The organism is Streptomyces sp. DSM 116793 (assembly GCF_057320905.1).
In genome coordinates this window covers 1,091,000-1,106,200 of sequence record NZ_CM170494.1, presented here as the reverse complement: position 1 = coordinate 1,106,200, position 15,201 = coordinate 1,091,000, and the positions used below count along the sequence as shown (strand labels likewise).

The 15,201-nt window shown below is 74.2% G+C and carries 15 protein-coding genes; 9 read left to right on the top strand and 6 right to left on the bottom strand.

The genetic code is table 11. The features are described 5' to 3' along the window. Positions 1-34 precede the first annotated feature (34 nt). The 3 genes from ACSMXW_RS04730 (at position 35) to ACSMXW_RS04720 (ending at position 2,583) form a co-directional block, all read left to right on the top strand. Entirely contained in the window at positions 35-517 is a 483-nt protein-coding gene (locus ACSMXW_RS04730; RefSeq protein ID WP_485807807.1) for a tripartite tricarboxylate transporter TctB family protein, read from the top strand. Position 518: 1 nt separating this feature from the next. Continuing rightward, complete coding sequence (locus tag ACSMXW_RS04725) at positions 519-2,015, top strand: tripartite tricarboxylate transporter permease (protein WP_485804208.1); 1,497 nt, start codon at positions 519-521, stop codon at positions 2,013-2,015. A gap of 112 nt (positions 2,016-2,127) precedes the next feature. Continuing rightward, a complete protein-coding gene (locus ACSMXW_RS04720; protein WP_485804207.1) occupies positions 2,128-2,583 on the top strand; it encodes a GNAT family N-acetyltransferase in 456 nt (151 codons plus the stop codon). Between the two features lie 236 nt (positions 2,584-2,819). Here ACSMXW_RS04720 and ACSMXW_RS04715 read toward each other — a convergent pair whose 3' ends face one another. Together ACSMXW_RS04715 and ACSMXW_RS04710 are read right to left on the bottom strand one after the other, a co-directional pair. Then, positions 2,820-2,993, bottom strand: coding sequence for a hypothetical protein (locus tag ACSMXW_RS04715; protein WP_485804206.1), 174 nt, complete (start codon positions 2,991-2,993; stop codon positions 2,820-2,822). Between the two features lie 432 nt (positions 2,994-3,425). Beyond that, the gene (locus tag ACSMXW_RS04710; protein WP_485804205.1) at positions 3,426-4,352 is read right to left on the bottom strand and encodes a GNAT family N-acetyltransferase; all 927 of its coding nucleotides are present in this window, start codon (positions 4,350-4,352) and stop codon (positions 3,426-3,428) included. 69 nt (positions 4,353-4,421) lie between these two features. Between ACSMXW_RS04710 and ACSMXW_RS04705 the strand changes: the two genes are divergently transcribed. Then, the gene (locus ACSMXW_RS04705; protein WP_485804204.1) at positions 4,422-4,799 is read left to right on the top strand and encodes a GntR family transcriptional regulator; all 378 of its coding nucleotides are present in this window, start codon (positions 4,422-4,424) and stop codon (positions 4,797-4,799) included. A gap of 700 nt (positions 4,800-5,499) precedes the next feature. Here the strand turns inward: ACSMXW_RS04705 and ACSMXW_RS04700 are convergent. Then, entirely contained in the window at positions 5,500-6,594 is a 1,095-nt protein-coding gene (locus ACSMXW_RS04700) for a DUF5925 domain-containing protein (protein ID WP_485804203.1), read from the bottom strand. A 276-nt stretch (positions 6,595-6,870) separates the two neighbouring features. Here ACSMXW_RS04700 and ACSMXW_RS04695 point away from each other — a divergent pair, with 276 nt between their 5' ends. Both ACSMXW_RS04695 and ACSMXW_RS04690 read left to right on the top strand, forming a co-directional pair. Beyond that, complete coding sequence (locus tag ACSMXW_RS04695; protein WP_485804202.1) at positions 6,871-7,671, top strand: SGNH/GDSL hydrolase family protein; 801 nt, start codon at positions 6,871-6,873, stop codon at positions 7,669-7,671. 248 nt (positions 7,672-7,919) lie between these two features. Then, positions 7,920-8,180, top strand: coding sequence for a hypothetical protein (locus ACSMXW_RS04690; protein WP_485804201.1), 261 nt, complete (start codon positions 7,920-7,922; stop codon positions 8,178-8,180). 486 nt (positions 8,181-8,666) lie between these two features. Here ACSMXW_RS04690 and ACSMXW_RS04685 read toward each other — a convergent pair whose 3' ends face one another. Then, positions 8,667-9,866, bottom strand: a complete 1,200-nt coding sequence (locus ACSMXW_RS04685) for a type ISP restriction/modification enzyme (protein ID WP_485804200.1) — start codon at positions 9,864-9,866, stop codon at positions 8,667-8,669. 236 nt (positions 9,867-10,102) lie between these two features. Here ACSMXW_RS04685 and ACSMXW_RS04680 point away from each other — a divergent pair, with 236 nt between their 5' ends. After that, positions 10,103-11,029: a CPBP family intramembrane glutamic endopeptidase gene (locus tag ACSMXW_RS04680; protein ID WP_485804199.1), complete on the top strand. Its 927-nt coding sequence runs from the start codon at positions 10,103-10,105 to the stop codon at positions 11,027-11,029. A 214-nt stretch (positions 11,030-11,243) separates the two neighbouring features. Here the strand turns inward: ACSMXW_RS04680 and ACSMXW_RS04675 are convergent, their stop codons facing one another. Both ACSMXW_RS04675 and hmgA read right to left on the bottom strand, forming a co-directional pair. Then, positions 11,244-11,993 carry a GntR family transcriptional regulator gene (locus tag ACSMXW_RS04675; protein ID WP_485804198.1) on the bottom strand — a complete coding sequence of 250 codons (750 nt, stop codon included), beginning with the start codon at positions 11,991-11,993 and terminating at the stop codon, positions 11,244-11,246. A gap of 140 nt (positions 11,994-12,133) precedes the next feature. Further along, positions 12,134-13,477: a homogentisate 1,2-dioxygenase gene (gene hmgA, locus ACSMXW_RS04670; RefSeq protein WP_485804197.1), complete on the bottom strand. Its 1,344-nt coding sequence runs from the start codon at positions 13,475-13,477 to the stop codon at positions 12,134-12,136. A gap of 145 nt (positions 13,478-13,622) precedes the next feature. Between hmgA and ACSMXW_RS04665 the strand changes: the two genes are divergently transcribed. Further along, positions 13,623-14,243: a hypothetical protein gene (locus ACSMXW_RS04665; protein WP_485804196.1), complete on the top strand. Its 621-nt coding sequence runs from the start codon at positions 13,623-13,625 to the stop codon at positions 14,241-14,243. Next, positions 14,240-14,869, top strand: a complete 630-nt coding sequence (locus ACSMXW_RS04660) for a TetR/AcrR family transcriptional regulator (RefSeq protein WP_485804195.1) — start codon at positions 14,240-14,242, stop codon at positions 14,867-14,869. The genes ACSMXW_RS04665 and ACSMXW_RS04660 overlap by 4 nt, the downstream gene beginning before the upstream one ends. The last annotated feature ends 332 nt before the right edge of the window (positions 14,870-15,201 follow it).

The following is a 15,201-nucleotide window of genomic DNA, read 5'->3' as shown; positions in this document are numbered from 1 at the left end:
TCCCGCCGCACCGGGCACGGGCCGCCGCGCCTGGCTGCGCGAGCACTCCGAACTCGGCGTCTGCGTCCTGCTGCTCGCCCTCGGCCTGCTGGTGCTCACCGACGCGCTCACCATGCACGTCGAGCTCACCCAGCGCGGACCCGTGGGCCCGCGGACCGTGCCGCTCGTGGTCGGCGCCGGCCTGCTGATCGTCTCCGTGCTGCTCGCCGTCGACGTGCTGCGCGGCGGCCGGGGAGCGGCGGAGGGCGGCGAGGACATCGACCTCTCCGAGCCCGCCGACTGGCGCACCGTCCTGTTGCTCGCCGGGGTCTTCCTGGCCACCGCGGCCCTGATCGACCCGCTGGGCTTCCCCGTCGCGGGCACCCTGCTCTTCTGGGGCACCGCCTACGCGCTCGGCAGCCGCCGCCCGGACCGCGATCCGCTGATCGCGGCCGTGCTCTCCGTCGTCACCTTCGTCGTCTTCGACCGGCTGCTCGGAGTGCCGCTGCCGGGCGGCCCGCTGATGGGAGTGCTCTGACATGAACGCCCTCTCCTCCCTCCTCGACGGCTTCGGCACCGCACTCACCCCGCTGAACCTGCTGTGGGCCGCCGTCGGCGTGCTGCTGGGCACCGCCATCGGGGTGCTGCCCGGCATCGGCCCCGCCATGGCCGTCGCGCTGCTGCTCCCGGTGACCTACGGGCTCGAACCCACCGGCGCGTTCATCATGTTCGCCGGCATCTACTACGGCGCCATGTTCGGCGGCTCCACCACCTCGATCCTGCTCAACACCCCCGGCGAGTCCGCCGCCGTGGTCACCGCGATCGAGGGCAACCCGATGGCCAAGGCGGGGCGGGGCGCACAGGCCCTCGCGGCCGCCGCCATCGGACACTTCGCGGGCGGCATGATCGGCACCGTCCTGCTGGTGGTGCTGGCGCCGACCGTCGCCCACCTCGCTGTCGACATCGGCGCGCCCGACTACTTCGCGCTGATGGTGCTGGCGTTCATCGCCGTCACCTCCGTGCTCGGCTCCTCACGGGTCCGCGGCCTGGCCTCGCTGCTCATCGGCCTCACCCTCGGCCTGGTGGGCCTCGACCAGATGACGGGACAGCAGCGGCTCACCTTCGGGATGCTGCACCTCGCCGACGGCATCGACGTGGTGATCGTCGCGGTCGGCCTCTTCGCGATCGGGGAGGCCCTCTGGGTCGCCGCGCACCTGCGCCGCACCAGCGGCGAACCCATCCCCGTCGGCCGGCCCTGGCTGGGCAGGGACGATGTGCGGCGCACCTGGAAGTCCTGGTTGCGCGGCCCCTTCATCGGCTTCCCGTTCGGCGCGATCCCGGCGGGCGGCGCGGAGATCCCCACCTTCCTGGCGTACGTCACCGAGAAGCGCCTGTCGAAGAGGAAGGAAGAGTGGGGCAAGGGCGCCATCGAGGGCGTCGCGGGCCCCGAGTCCGCGTCCTCCGCCTCCGCCGCCGGCACCCTCGTCTCCATGCTCACCCTCGGCCTGCCCACCACCGCCGTGGCCGCGGTGATGCTCGCCGCCTTCCAGCAGTACGGCATCCAGCCGGGGCCGCTGCTCTTCCAGAAGGAACCCAAGCTGGTGTGGGGCCTGATCGCCTCGCTCTTCGTCGGCATGGTGCTGCTGCTGGCGCTCAACCTGCCGCTCGCGCCGCTCTGGGCACGGCTGCTGCGGATCCCCCGCCCCTACCTCTACGCGGGCATCCTGTTCTTCGCCGCGGTCGGCGCCTACGCGGTCGGCGGCGAGTCGTTCGACCTGGTGATCCTGCTCGTCATCGGCCTCATCGGATTCGGCATGCGGCGCTATGGACTGCCGGTGCTGCCCGCCGTCATCGGCGTCATCCTCGGCCCCAACGCCGAGCTCCAGCTCCGCCGCGCCCTGCAGATCAGCGACGGGAGCCTGTCGGGCCTGGTCGACACGCCCTTCTCGGTGGCCGTCTACGCCTTGGTACTGCTCGTGGTCGCCTGGCCGCTGGCGACCGGACTGGCCCGCCGGCTGCGCCGGCCCGCGGCGTAGCCTCCCGCATCCGCCCCGACGGGGTGGGAGGTGCCCGACGGACGCGGCCGGGGCGGCCCGCCGGCCGCGTCCGGCCGCGCCCGTCGGGCCGCCCCGGCCGTACCGTGCAGTCATGACTGAGTCCGAGGAGATCCGCAGGGTCACCTCTGACGACGTGCCCGCCGTGCGGGACATCACCGACGCCGCGTACCGCCCGTACGCCGAGCGCATCGGCCTGCTGCCCGGGCCGATGCGTGCCGATCACGCGGCGGACGTGGCGGCGGGGCGGGTGTTCGTCACCGGCGAACCGGTCATGGGCCTCGTGGTCGTCGTGCCGTACGAGGACCATGTGCTGCTGGAGAGCATCGCGGTCCGCCCGGACGCACACGGCCACGGCATCGGCCGCTGCCTGCTCGCCTTCGTGGAGGCCTGCGCCGGGGACCTCGGGCGGCCCGAGGTCAGGCTCTACACCCACGCGAAGATGTGGGAGAACCAGCGGCTCTATCCGCGGTACGGCTACGAGATGGTCGAGCGGCGCGATGACGGTCCCTACGACCGCGTGTACTACCGCAAGCGGCTCACTCCGTAGTGCCGGTGCCCCCGCGCGGCTGTGCCCGCAAGGGCGCGGGGGCGCGACCAGCCACGACGTGCCCGCACCCGGCCCGAGAGCCGAGCCCGCCTTCCCCTGCCGACGGGGCCACCGCTGACGGCCGAGCCCCCCGGGGCTGTCGCCGGGGGGCTCGGCCGGTGCGGCTTGGGCGAGGAGTTCGCCACGCGCCTTCCGGGACGCGTCAGCCGCCGGGACGGGCTCCCGCCGGGCCGGGGCTAACGCCGTCTCGTACCGTGCCGCGGCACGCTCTCTTCCCCGGACTCGGGCCACCAGGTCCTCCGGACATCCCCGCGGACCTCGGCGCGCTCCTGGCCACGCTCGTCGGCTTCGTCGTTCATCCGGCGGGCGCCCGGCCTGACGGGCGTCTTCCGTGCGTTGATTCGGCGCATGACGGCCTCCCTGCGTCTACCGGGTTCCGCATTCGTACGGAGGTAGACCCGTGGACGGGAGGCTTTCTCATCGCCTGGCCTTTGTCAGTGGCCACTATCACGTTTCACGCGGTGTCTCACATGCTGGACGTAGCCCGCGTGACCACCGGCGTCGCACCCTCCAGTGGCCGTGCGGGGCCCGCCTGGCGTGGCCGGCCAGCCGAGCTGAAACTGGCTGATTTCAATCCCCCGATGTCGTCCGCGGACGTCCCCTGATCGGGTGAGAGCACTGGGTGTCGCCGCCGGTCGGGCCCTCAGGCAGCGGGTGCTGGGCCACGGCGCCCAGGCGCGGTTCCGAACGGGCTCCCGGCGCCCTGGTCCGGGCAGGGGGTGCCGTTGTCGGTCTTCCACCGCACGTGGTCGTGCTTCAGGCGGCGCGGATAGCCGCCCTGCTCAGCCCAGTTCGCGCAGGTACCGGACCTCGGTGGCCGTGATCCGGTAGCCGCAGGAGGCGTTGACGGCCAGCATCGGGCCGTTGTCCGCGTCGTTGCCGGTGTACGCCTCCGTGCAGCCCGCGGCGCGTGCGCGGTGCAGGGCGTCGATCTTGCAGAGCCTGGCGAGGCCGCGGCCCCGGAAGCGGCGGGCGGTGCCCGTCATCATGGTGCCGTAGCGCGCGCCGCCGTCCGTGCGGCCCAGGGTGAACGCCGCGGGCTCCCCGTCCACCAGGGCGACGGTGGTCAGTTCGGGGCTGGTCAGGGGGTGCCGCCAGGTGTCCGCGAGCCACTGCTCGTACTCCGCGAACTCCATGTCGACGTCGCTGGGCTCGTCGCGGATCGTCTCCGCGTCCAGGGCGAAGACCGGGCGCGGGTCGGCAGCGAACTGCGCGCCGGAGCGCAGCTCGACACCGGCAGGGAGGGTCGGCCGCGGCGGCAGGGCGCCGGTGAGGTCCAGGCGGAGGAAGCGCGAGGGGCGGCGGGCACGGTAGCCGTGCCGCTCGGCGAACGCGTGGTTGGCCGGCTCGTCCAGCACCCAGCTGAAGACCTTGCGGACCCCGCGGGCGGCGAGGTGCTCCTCGGCCACCCGGAGCAGCGCCGAGCCCGCGCCCCGGCCCCGGCGGTCCGGGTGGACGTAGAGGTTGGCGTTGCCCACGCCGGACTCCGTGCTGTCGTGTGCGACGTTCACGGTGGCGACGCCTATGACCTCGCCGTCCTCCTCGGCCGTCAGCGCGGTCAAGTGGGCGTCCGGGTGGGCGTGCCGCACGTCGTACGCGATGGACTCGGGCGTGAAGAGGATGTGGGGCATGGCGGCATGCCTGACCCGCACGAAGGCCTCGGTCTCCGCGGGGTTCTCGGGCCGTACGGCACGGACGATCACAGTCATGCTGCGGCACGGTACGCGCGGACGGCCTCGGGGTGCCTCCCATTTTCCGGGGTGCGGGACAATCGCCCCGTGACACTGAGGATCGGCATCGACCAGGACGGCGGCGTGCCCCCGTACGAACAACTGCGCGCCCAGATCTCCGAGCAGGCCCGCTCCGGGGCGCTGCCCGTGGGCTACAAACTCCCCACGGTCCGGGGGCTCGCGGAGTCGCTGGGGCTGGCCGCCAACACCGTGGCCAAGGCGTACCGGGTCCTTGAGGCGGACGGCGTGATCGAGACCCGGGGCCGGCACGGGACGTTCGTCGCGGCGGCAGGGGGCGCGGCGGAGCGGGAAGGGGCCGCGGCGGCCCAGGCGTACGCGGAGCGGGTGCGGCGGCTCGGGCTGGCGGAGGAGGTTGCCTCCGCGTTGGTCCGCGATGCGCTGCGTGCTGTGTACGAAGAGGGGTGACCCCGGCTTCGTGATCCCCCTGCGGGGGCGGGCGGGCTTCGGCGGGCGCCCCGCCCGGGGTGCCGTCGCGTCGCCTTGGCCCGGGCAGCCGGGGCCCTTGCCTTGCCGGGGTGGCCGAAGCGGGGTGCCCCGGACCCCCTGCCCTGTCGTTGGCCCCGGGCCTCTTCGCAGTGCGGCGGGTGTGTGGACCCGCCGGCCGAGCCGATTTCGGCACCGCCGGACCACGCCGTCGGGGTTCTCGCCGTTGCGGCGGGATGGGAAGGGTGAGGCGGTGGGTGGGGATGGGCGGGGATCGGTGCGGGTTGTCTGGTGGCGGGATGGTGCGGCGGGGTGGGGGGCCTGGACAGGCGTGGCGGGAATGTGTGATGCGGCGGGCGGGTGGGCAAGGTCGCTGGCTGCGGATAGGGGCCTACGGTGGCGGGGCGCGCTGCGGGGAGGAGCGCGCTCCCTTTGAAAGCCCGTCCGGCGTTTGAGGACGAGCGCGGAGCGCGATGAGCCGATCGGGCGTTTGAGGACGGGGCCGGAGGGCGGCGCTGGAGCCGGTCCGGCGTTTGAGGACGGGGCCGGAGGGTGGTGCTGAAGCGCGCCCGGCGTCTGAGGACGAGCGCGGAGCGCGATGAGCCCGTCCGGCGTCTGAGGACGAGCCCGGAGGTCGAAGGGGACCCCGCCGCCCGAGGCGCGAGGGAAGTGGAGCCGGTCGTTACAGGTACAGCCCCGCGGCCGCACCGCCGCGGGGGTCCGGCACCGCCGGGAGAACCGTGCCGCGGCGGAGCGCATAGAGCTCCGCGAGGGTCGCACCGTCACGACCCACGCCCTTCTCCGTGCCGAGCCAGGCCACCGCTTCCGCCCGGGTGAGGGGCCCCACCTCGATGCGGGCGAGGCAGCGGCCGGGGCGTACCACCGCCGGGTGGAGGCGCTCCAGGTCCTCGTTCGTGGTGACGCCCACGAGGACGTTGCGGCCCTGGCCGAGCAGACCGTCCGTCAAGTTGAGCAGGCGGGACAGCGCCTGCCCCGCCGTGTGCTTCGCCTCGCCGCGGATCAGCTCGTCGCAGTCCTCCAGGAGCAGCAGCCGCCAACGCCCCTTCGCCGTACCGTCGTCCTCCCCGATGGCGATGTCCATCAGATAGCCGACGTCCGAGAAGAGCCGCTCGGGGTCGAGCACGCAGTCGACCTGGCACCAGTCGCGCCAGGCGCGCGCCAGTGTGCGCAGGGCCGAGGTCTTCCCGGTGCCCGGCGGGCCGTGCAGCAGCAGGAGGCGGCCCGCGATGTCCTCGGGGGTGGTCTTCATCAGGTCGTCCAGGGCGGTGGCGACCGGCGCCGTGTAGTTCTGCCGGACCTCCGCCCAGGTGCCCGCCGAGATCTGACGCGTCGTGCGGTGCGGGCCGCGCCGCGGGGAGACGTACCAGAAACCCATGGTGACGTTCTCCGGCTGGGGCTCGGGTTCGTCGTGCGCGCCGTCCGTGGCCTGCTTCAGGATCCGCTCGGCGAGCTCGGGCGCGGTCGCTGTGACGGTGACGTCCGCGCCGCGGTTCCAGCGGGAGACCAGCAGCGTCCAGCCGTCACCCTCGACCAGCGTGGCGCTGCGGTCGTCGTCCCGGGAACAGCGCAGCACCGTGCCGCCGGGCGGCAGCAGCGTGGCACCCGCGCGCACCCGGTCTATGTTCACGCTGTGCGCGTACGGCTGCTCGCCCGTCGTGAAGCGGCCGAGGAACAGCGCGTCGACGACGTCCGCGGGCGAGTCGCTGTCGTCGACCGTGAGCCGGATCGGCAGGGCGTCGAATGGGTTCGGGGACATGCCGCCATGATCCGGCACGCCCCCGTCCCGTGCATCCGGGTTTCCGAGGTGCGTCCCGGAAGGCCGGTTCCGCTCGCTTCTCCGACCCGCCTCGGCCACCCGCCCGTGCGTGGCAGCCGGCCCTGGTCGTTCGTCAATTCGGGGGGTGTCGCGTACACGAAGGGATACGGAGAGTGCGCGCCGGGGGAAAGGTTGTCATGCACGCGCGGGCCAGCTGCGGTCCGTGTCGCGCGAGTTGCGGCAGAGGCCGCCGAACACCGCTCTACGGGAGGCCCGATGAGACATGCCCGCGGCACCGCCTGCGTGTCGTCCCTCTTCCTGGCAGCCGCCTGCGCCCTGCTGGGCGCTCCGGCTGCGGACGCGGCCGCGCCCACCGGATACGCGGCCCTCGGGGACTCCTTCGCGGCCGGCGTCGGGGCCGGCGGCTACGACGGGGCGAGCGGCGCCTGCAAGCGCAGCAAGGCGGCCTACCCGCGGCTGTGGGCCGCCGCGCACTCACCCTCGTCCTTCGGCTTCACCGCCTGCGCCGGTGCCCGTACGAGTGATGTGGTGGCGGACCAGCTCGGCGCGCTTGGCCCCGGCACCGGCCTCGTCAGCATCACCGTCGGCGGCAACGACCTCGGCTTCACGGACACCATGACGACCTGCGTGCTCCAGTCGGACAGCTCCTGCCAGGACCGGATCGACGAGGCCGACGCCTACATCGACGCGACCCTGCCGGGCCGTCTCGACAGCGTCTACTCGGCCGTCGCCGCGAAGGCCCCCGCGGCGCGCGTCGTCGTCCTGGGCTACCCGCACCTCTTCGCGCCCACAGGCGACTGCGTCCTCGGGATCTCCGCTGCGGAGCGCACCGCGCTCAACGAGGCCGCCGACCATCTCAACGCCGTCACGGCCGCCCGCGCGGCCGCGCACGGATTCGCATTCGCGGACGTCACCCGGGCCTTCACCGGCCATGAGCTCTGCTCCGGCAACGAGTGGCTGCACAACGTCGACGTACTGGACGTGGCGCAGTCCTTCCACCCGACCGCCCAGGGCCAGTCCGGCGGATACCTGCCGGCGCTGACCTCGGAGGCATGACGGCGGCGCGGCGCCGGGCGGACCCCGGACGCTCCGTCCCGGGTTCCCGGGAACCTTCGGCACCAGGCGTGCATCACGCATGCGAACCGATGTCAACACCCTTATGAAGCAGGTGAATCGTGTGACCGGGATACACGAGTGTCCTCTCGGGGCGATAGGGTTTAACCTGCCCGAGCCGGGTGCGTCGTACGAGCGGGCTGACAGTGCGGTGCGCGAGTGACGGTGGGGAAGAGACGGTGGGGAGTGACATGGAACAGATAACGGTGCCCAGCAGGGCGCGCGTACCCGCGGTGAGCTGCGGGAGCAGCGCGACCAGCTCGCGGCTCGACCGCCACCTCGCGGTGCTCGGCGGCCCCGCCGTCGCGCCGCACCAGACGGCCGAGGCGACGTCCCTGATGCGCGAGATCACCACGCGCGACGCCGCGCACGACCGCAGCGGACGGGTCAAGCGGGTCTCGCTCTTCGCGCCCCTCAAGCGGCTGCGCCGCACGCTCTTCGGCGGTCGCTGACCGGTCGGCGGCAGCAGCCGGTGCCAGCCCGCCCGCACCGGCGGCGTACCGCCGACCGTCCGGCACCGCCGGGTCGCGCCCTCAGCCGCGTGTCCCCACCCCGCACCGCCATGCCCGTCGGCGGTGCGGACCTCCGCGACAACCCGGCGTGCCCACGTTCACCCGTCCCCCCACATTCACCCATCCCTCCGCGCTCACCCCTCGGGAAGTCCCCGCCCCTTCCTGAAGGGCTCCCCGCCCCTTCCTGAAGGGCTCCCCGCCCCTCATGAGGGCTCCCCACCCGCTCCGGAGGGGTGCCTCGGCTCCTGGCGGCTCCTCCACTCCGGCCCGTCCTGGCGCCCCCCGCTCCTGCCGTTCCCAGGGCCTCCCCCGTTCCCGGCGCTCTGCCGGCCCCATCAGCCCGGACGCTGCCTGAGCGCCTGAGCGCCTGAGTCCCGGGGTCCCGGAGAACCGAGCGGCACTGCGCCGCTGGAGCAGCCTGCGCCGCTAGAGCAGTGCGAACTGCCCGTCCGGCCCCTCCTCGTGATGGTCGAGCACCGAGGCCGGGCGGCGGGCCGCATCCGGTACCGGCAGGACCCCCGCGGCGCGCAGCTCGACCGCGCCGATCGGCGCCTCCAGGGCGGTCGTCAGGGCCGTCCGCTCCGCGCCGAGGCCGGCCAGCAGGGCGAGGACGGTGATCAGCTCCAGCAGCTCGGAGGTCCAGGCCTGCGGCCAGGCCGCGGGACCGATGGCCTCCAGGGTGCCCGGCTCGGGACGGTGCAGACGGCGGGTCAGCCATGACTCCAGCACCCGCACCCCGCTCACCCGGAAGTCCCACGCCTGTGGGGCCACCGGCGCGATCCGGCCGTCGTCCAGCTCCAGGGCCTCCTGCTCGGGGTCGTACCGGACCTCGACGGGGCGCGGCGGCAGGGGCGCACGGACGTAGGGGCGGCGGCCGCCCGGCAGCTTGGGGCGCTCGGGGCCGCGCCGCACCATCAGGTGCAGCATCCGGTGCCCCAGCCGGGTGCCGTGCGCCCAGGTCTCCGGGTCCGCGGTGAGCGGCACGGGGCATCCCGCCGCGCCCGGGCGGGCGGTGGCGAGCGCCCAGGCCAGCACGTCCTCGGGAGCCGGACGGTGGCCGAGCCGGGCGGCGAGGTGGTCCAGCAGGCCCGGCGCCAGGTTCGGTTCGAGCCCACCCGGTCTGCGGTACAGCGGCCGGATCCGGCCCGGGCGGCCGGCCGGGGAACGGCCGTCCGGCAGCAGGCCGGTGGCCAGCACGGCAGGGCCCTCCGCGCCGGGCACATGGCCCTGCTCCACGGCGAAGAGCTGCTGTGCGTCGGCGACCCGCCACAGCTCGGGGCGTGCCGCGTCGATCAGCCGGTGGTCGGGTATCAGCCACTGCTCGTCGAACGGGCCGTGCAGCACCCGGACCGGTTCCGGACAGGGACCGCTCTCCCGGGCCAGCCGGCCGGTCCCCGTGCGCCGGCCCGGCAGCTGTGCGACGGCGGAGTGCACCGTACGCGACCGGCTCGGCACGAAGAGCGCCGCGCGCTGCTCGTCCGGCGCGCGGACGAACGCGTCCCAGCGGGCTCTCAGGACCGCCGGGTCGGGCGCCAGCGGCCAGCCGCGCCCCAGGCGCAGCGGTGCGACGGACCACGGCAGGAGATCCGCGAGCAGCGGCGCGTCGTCGTGGGTCACGCCCGGCATGGTACGACGCCCCGCACCCGCGGGGGCCACCTCCCGGTGTACGGCCCCCGGAAGGGTCGCGCTCGGTGTCGGTGTGCGGCTCTGCCGCGTGGGCGCGAGCAACCATCCGCCGGCGGAGGGTCCGAGGACGCCCGACATCGCCCCTTCGGGCCGGTGGCGGCGTGCGGGCCCGCCGTCATGGGCCGTCGCCCGGATGCGGACGGCGGGCCGGGGCTCGATCCGCGGTGCCGGCGGGTATGAGACCGGCGTTTTTCCGCATGATGTGGTGGGATACGGATGCTCTTCCCGCCCGTCGCTGTCAACACGTCGATCGGAGCCACGTGATGACCTCCGAACGCGAATGCCCGGTTCCGTCGGTTCCCGCCGACGGAACCGGCGCTTCGCCCGTCCCGGCGGCGCTCGCGGGCGCGTGCATCGTCGCTCTGGGGATCTGCGCGGTCTTCCCCATCGGCCCGGGGGTGCCGGTGCGAACGGCGGTCGTGGGCGTCGCCGCCGTCCTGCTGATCGCTGGTGCGGGTGTGCTGAAGTCGGCGGAGGCGATCCGGGCGGCGGTGTTCGTCGGGCCGCTCTTCGGCTGTTTCGCGGTGGGGATGCTCTGCGGCTGGCCGCCTGCCGTCACCACGGTCCTGGTCTGCGTGCTCCCTCTCGGATGCCTGCTGACAGCCGGTCGGCACGCTGCCCTCGGGCCCGGCGCGCCGTGGCTGACGCGTGGTTCCCTGACCCCCGGGACTCTCTCGTTGGCCCTGGCCACCGTGGTTCTCAGCGCCGCGGCGCTCACGGCCTGGGCGCTCGTGGTGCGGCCTGAGCCGGCCGAATACCTCCGAGAGGTACAACGACTCCCGCTCGGGCTCGCGATTCTGGGCATCGTGGCGTTCGCCCTGGTCAACGCGGTGTGGGAGGAGACGCTCTTCCGGGGGGTGCTCCTGACCGAACTCGCCTCGGTCTGGGGCGCCAGGGCCGCGGTGGTGCTTCAGGCCGTGCTGTTCGGAGCCGCGCATTTCGCCGGCTTCCCCTCCGGTGTCACCGGCGTGATCATGGCAGGTACCTGGGGGTTCGTCCTGGGCGTCCTGCGCGTGCGCAGCGGCGGGATCCTGATCGGCTACGCGGTGCACGTGATCGCCGACGCCGTCATCGGAACGATCGCGGTGCTGATCCTGCGCTGAGTCCGTCGTGCGTGGCCCGCCCGGGGGAGCGAGGGGCCCGGGGGTGCGGCGATGTGGGGGCCCCGAGACGGGCGCGGGGCAGTGTCGATCGGCGGCTCCGCCGCGTGGGCGCGAGTGACCATCCGCGGCCGGTGGTCCGGGAGCGACGGAGACCGCCCCCTCCGGCCGGTGGCGATCCGCGGGTCCCGCTTGCGGCCGGTGGCGACCCGCAGCGTCAGTGGGCGTCCAAGGTGACCGTGAAGGAGAAACGGTCGCCGCGGTACTGGATGACGGCGACGTCCAGGACGCGCCCCTCGTCGTCACAGGTGACACCCGTGTAGTGCAGAATCGGGCTGAGCAGCGGAACGTTCAGCAGCCGAGCCGTGTCCGGATCGGCCAGCCGCGCCTCCACCGTGTCGGTGATCCGCCCGATACGCATCCCCGCCCCGTCGCGCAGCACCTTGGTCATCGGCCGCCGCTCAAGGTCCGCGGGGTCGATGCGGCGGGCCGCGTCCGGGCGCACATAGTTGCGGGCGTGGTTGGTGGGCTCGCCGGTCTGCTCGTCACAGCGCAGCCGGTGGTACGTCGCCACCTCGGTCATGCCCGGGAAGTGCTCGGCGTACGCGGCCGGCACCGGACCCGGGCCGTGCGCCAGCAGCCGGGACGTCATGCCCGACTGCTGGGCCACGATCGCGTCGACGGAGCCCAGCAGCCGGACCGGCGCGCCCCCGAGGGCCCCGGGCTCGATGAAGGTGCCCCGGCGGCGGTGCCGGCTGATCAGTCCCTCCTCCTCCAGCTCCTTGAGCGCCTGGCGCATGGTGAGCACGCTGACGCCGTAGTGCCCGGCGAGCTGTTCCTCGGTGGGCAGCCGGAGCGGGGCGTCCGGAGCCCGGCCCAGTATCGAGGCCCGCAGCGACTGGGAGACCTGGTACCAGAGCGGCAGCTTGCGGTTCAGGACGAGTGAGTCGGGGGCGAAGGCGGTCACGGCGGCTCCCTCCGCTCCGGCGCCGGAGGACCGTCCCGCGCCGGAGGGCACGGTCGGGCCTAAGGACAGGTTCGCGCCGGACGACTTGGCCGCGCCGGAGGGCCCGTGCTCGCCCGCCGCGGCGGGCCGCCGTGCCCGGCTCATCCGTTTCCGAAATGCCGCTGGAGCCCCTGCCACACCGCGTCGTAGTCGCGCTGCAGATGCCCCGCCCCGGCCGCCTGGGCGGTCAGCGTCACCGGCCAGCGCGTCTCGAACATGAAGGCCAGGCCGTCCTCGATCTTCTGCGGGGTCAGCTCGGCGGCGCTCGCCCTCTCGTAGGTCGCGCGGTCGGGGCCGTGCGCCGACATCATGGTGTGCAGCGAGCCACCGCCCGGGACGAAGCCGCCCCCGGTCTTGGCGTCGTACGCCCCCTCGATGAGGCCCATGTACTCGGTCATCACGTTGCGGTGGAAGTACGGTGGCCGGAAGGTGTCCTCGCCGACCAGCCAGCGGGGCGCGAACACCACGAAGTCCACGCCCGCAAGCCCCGGAGTGCCGGAGGGCGAGGTGAGGACCGTGAAGATCGACGGGTCCGGGTGGTCGTAGCTGATGGAGCCGATGACGTTGAAGCTGCGCAGGTCGTAGACGTACGGCAGATGGTTGCCGTGCCAGGCGACGACGTCCAGCGGGGAGTGGTCGTACGCCGCCTCCCAGAGGTTGCCGCAGAACTTGCTGATCACCTGGACCGGGCGGTCCGCGTCCTCGAAGGCGGCGACCGGTGCGCGGAAGTCCCGGGCGTTCGCGAGGCCGTTGGCGCCGATGGGGCCGAGCTCGGGGAGCTGGAAGGGGCGGCCGTAGTTCTCGCAGACATAGCCGCGCGCGCCCCCCTGTTCGGCGGCGGACGCCGGCGGGAGCAGCTCCACCCGGAACCGCACCCCGCGCGGGATCAGCGCGACCTCGCCGGGGCGGGCGTGCAGCATGCCGAACTCGGTGTGCAGCAGCAGCGCGCCCCGCTCCGGCACGATCAGCAGCTCGCCGTCCGCGTCGCCGAAGACCCGGTCCGTCATGGAGGTGTCGGCGTGGTAGAGGTGCACCGCCATGCCGGTGCGCCGGGTGACGTCGCCGTTGCCGCCGAGGGTCCACAGGCCGGCCACGAAGTCCGTGCCGGGCGGCGGCTCGGGGAGCGGGTCCCAGCGGAGCCGGTTGGGGTCGGGCACCGACTCGGTGAACGGGGCCGTGCGGATCGCGCCGTTGTCCCTGCGGGTGAAGGCCGGGTGGGCCGCGGAGGGGCGGATCCGGTAGAGCCACGAGCGGCGGTTCTGCTCCCGCGGCTCCGTGAACGCGCTGCCGCTCAGCTGCTCCGCGTACAGGCCCAGCGGGGCGCGCTGCGGAGAGTTGCGGCCCCGCGGCAGCGCGCCCGGCACCGCCTCGGAGCTGTGCTGGTTGCCGAAGCCGCTGAGGTAGGTCAGGCCCTCGGCGGTCTTGCGTGCGTCGTCCCCGTGCATGGCCGCTCCCTTGCGCCCCGGCCCGGCGGGGGATCCGGCCGCGCCGGGGCCCGGCGGGCGTTCGCCGCGCTCTATTCCTATGCCAAACCGTAGGATTGCAGAATCCCCTGCGCAAGACGGCGTGGCAGGGTCTACGCTCCAGGGCATGTCGTCGCCGCACTGGTTCCGGTTCTGGCTGTGCGCGCCGGTCATGCTGGCCGTGGCGCTCACGGGTCTCACGGGCTGCACCGACGCCGCGGGCGGCACCGGTGCCCCGGTGGGCCCGGCGAGTACGCCCGCCGGATCGGCGGGCACGCTCACCGACGACGGCGAGGGCCACCGGTACCGCGAGGTGCCCAAGAAGGACGCGCCGCAGGTGGACGTCGTGGTGCAGCCGGACGCCAGGGACGGGTGGGACCTGCGGCTGGCCGTCCACCACTTCCGCTTCACGCCCGCCCGGGACCGCGGCCGGCCGGCCGTCGCGGGCCGCGGCGAGGCCCGGCTCTACCTGGACGGGCGCCGGCTCGCCCTGCTGCACGGCCCCCGCTACCACCTGCCGTCGAGGCTGCTCTCCCGCGGCACGCACCAGGTCACCGCACGGCTCTACGCCGACGACCACACCGTCTGGGCGGTGGGCGGCAGGCCGGTGGAGAGCACGGCACCGCTGACCGCCTCGGCCGCGACACCCGGCGTGAGCGGCGCCCCGGACGACGCCGGCTCCGGCTCCCCGTCCGGCGCGGCCGCCTCCGGGGGCAGCGTGGCGGCGACCCCGGGGCCGACGTCTTGACGGCCGCACCGGAGGAGCCCGGAGAGCACGGCGCGCTGCGCCGTGCGCCCCTGCAACGCCGCAGCGTCGCACGGCTCGGCAGGATCCTCGACGCCTGCGCCGAACTCCTCGACGAGGTGGGGTACGAGGGGCTGAGCACCCGGGCGGTGGCCGAGCGCGCCGGCGTCGCCATCGGGTCCGTCTACCGCTTCTTCGGCAACAAGCGCGCCATGGCCGACGCCCTCGCCGCCCGGAACCTGGAACGCTACGCCGAGCGCGTCACCCGGCGGCTCGCCGGGCTCGGTCCGGGGGACTGGCGGGCGGCGATGGACGCCGTGCTCGACGAGTACCTCGCCATGAAGCGGACGGCGCCCGGCTTCACGCTGGTCGACTTCGGCAACCAGATCCCCGTAGGCACCCCGGCCGCCGACCCCAACCTCCGGGTGGCGGAACGGCTCACCGACCTCCTCTCCGGCCACCTGGGCCGCCCGCCCGACGCGGCGGTGCGCCGGGCCGTCCTGGTGGCGGTGGAGTCCGCCGACGCGCTGATCCGGCTGGCGTTCCGGATGGATCCGCACGGCGATCCGGAACTCGTCGCCGAGACACGGGCGTTGCTGCGCCGCTATCTGGCGGGCGTGCTGGGGTGACCCGGCTGCGCCGGTTTCCCGGGCAGGGCTCGGGGAATTGCGCGCGCAGCCGTTCATCGGCCGGTGGTCGGATCCGGTGGCACGTGCCTCTTCGGGCCGGTGGCGGTCTGCGGACTTCGTCGGGGCTCGTCGCTCCCCCCACTGCCTTGCAGGCGTGTGGGAGATGGCCCCAGTCCCCGCGCCCCTCGAGGACACCGGGGTGCCGCCGGCCCGCCGGCGCCGCGCTGGACGGCATACCGACCGGTCGGCATGATGGTGGGGGCAGGGAACGTGCCGGTGGGTACTGGGGCGCACCGGAGCCCGCTCCGGGCGCGGGGAGCAGGGTGGGCCAC

Coding starts and splice junctions, on each gene's coding strand:
- ACSMXW_RS04710 (WP_485804205.1), bottom strand. CDS start 4,352: ATGACTGTGATCGTCCGTGCCGTACGGCCCGAGAACCCCGCGGAGACC.
- ACSMXW_RS04695 (WP_485804202.1), top strand. CDS start 6,871: ATGAGACATGCCCGCGGCACCGCCTGCGTGTCGTCCCTCTTCCTGGCA.
- ACSMXW_RS04720 (WP_485804207.1), top strand. CDS start 2,128: ATGACTGAGTCCGAGGAGATCCGCAGGGTCACCTCTGACGACGTGCCC.
- ACSMXW_RS04690 (WP_485804201.1), top strand. CDS start 7,920: ATGGAACAGATAACGGTGCCCAGCAGGGCGCGCGTACCCGCGGTGAGC.
- hmgA (WP_485804197.1), bottom strand. CDS start 13,477: ATGCACGGGGACGACGCACGCAAGACCGCCGAGGGCCTGACCTACCTC.
- ACSMXW_RS04725 (WP_485804208.1), top strand. CDS start 519: ATGAACGCCCTCTCCTCCCTCCTCGACGGCTTCGGCACCGCACTCACC.
- ACSMXW_RS04700 (WP_485804203.1), bottom strand. CDS start 6,594: ATGTCCCCGAACCCATTCGACGCCCTGCCGATCCGGCTCACGGTCGAC.
- ACSMXW_RS04665 (WP_485804196.1), top strand. CDS start 13,623: ATGTCGTCGCCGCACTGGTTCCGGTTCTGGCTGTGCGCGCCGGTCATG.
- ACSMXW_RS04715 (WP_485804206.1), bottom strand. CDS start 2,993: ATGCGCCGAATCAACGCACGGAAGACGCCCGTCAGGCCGGGCGCCCGC.
- ACSMXW_RS04680 (WP_485804199.1), top strand. CDS start 10,103: ATGAGACCGGCGTTTTTCCGCATGATGTGGTGGGATACGGATGCTCTT.
- ACSMXW_RS04685 (WP_485804200.1), bottom strand. CDS start 9,866: ATGCCGGGCGTGACCCACGACGACGCGCCGCTGCTCGCGGATCTCCTG.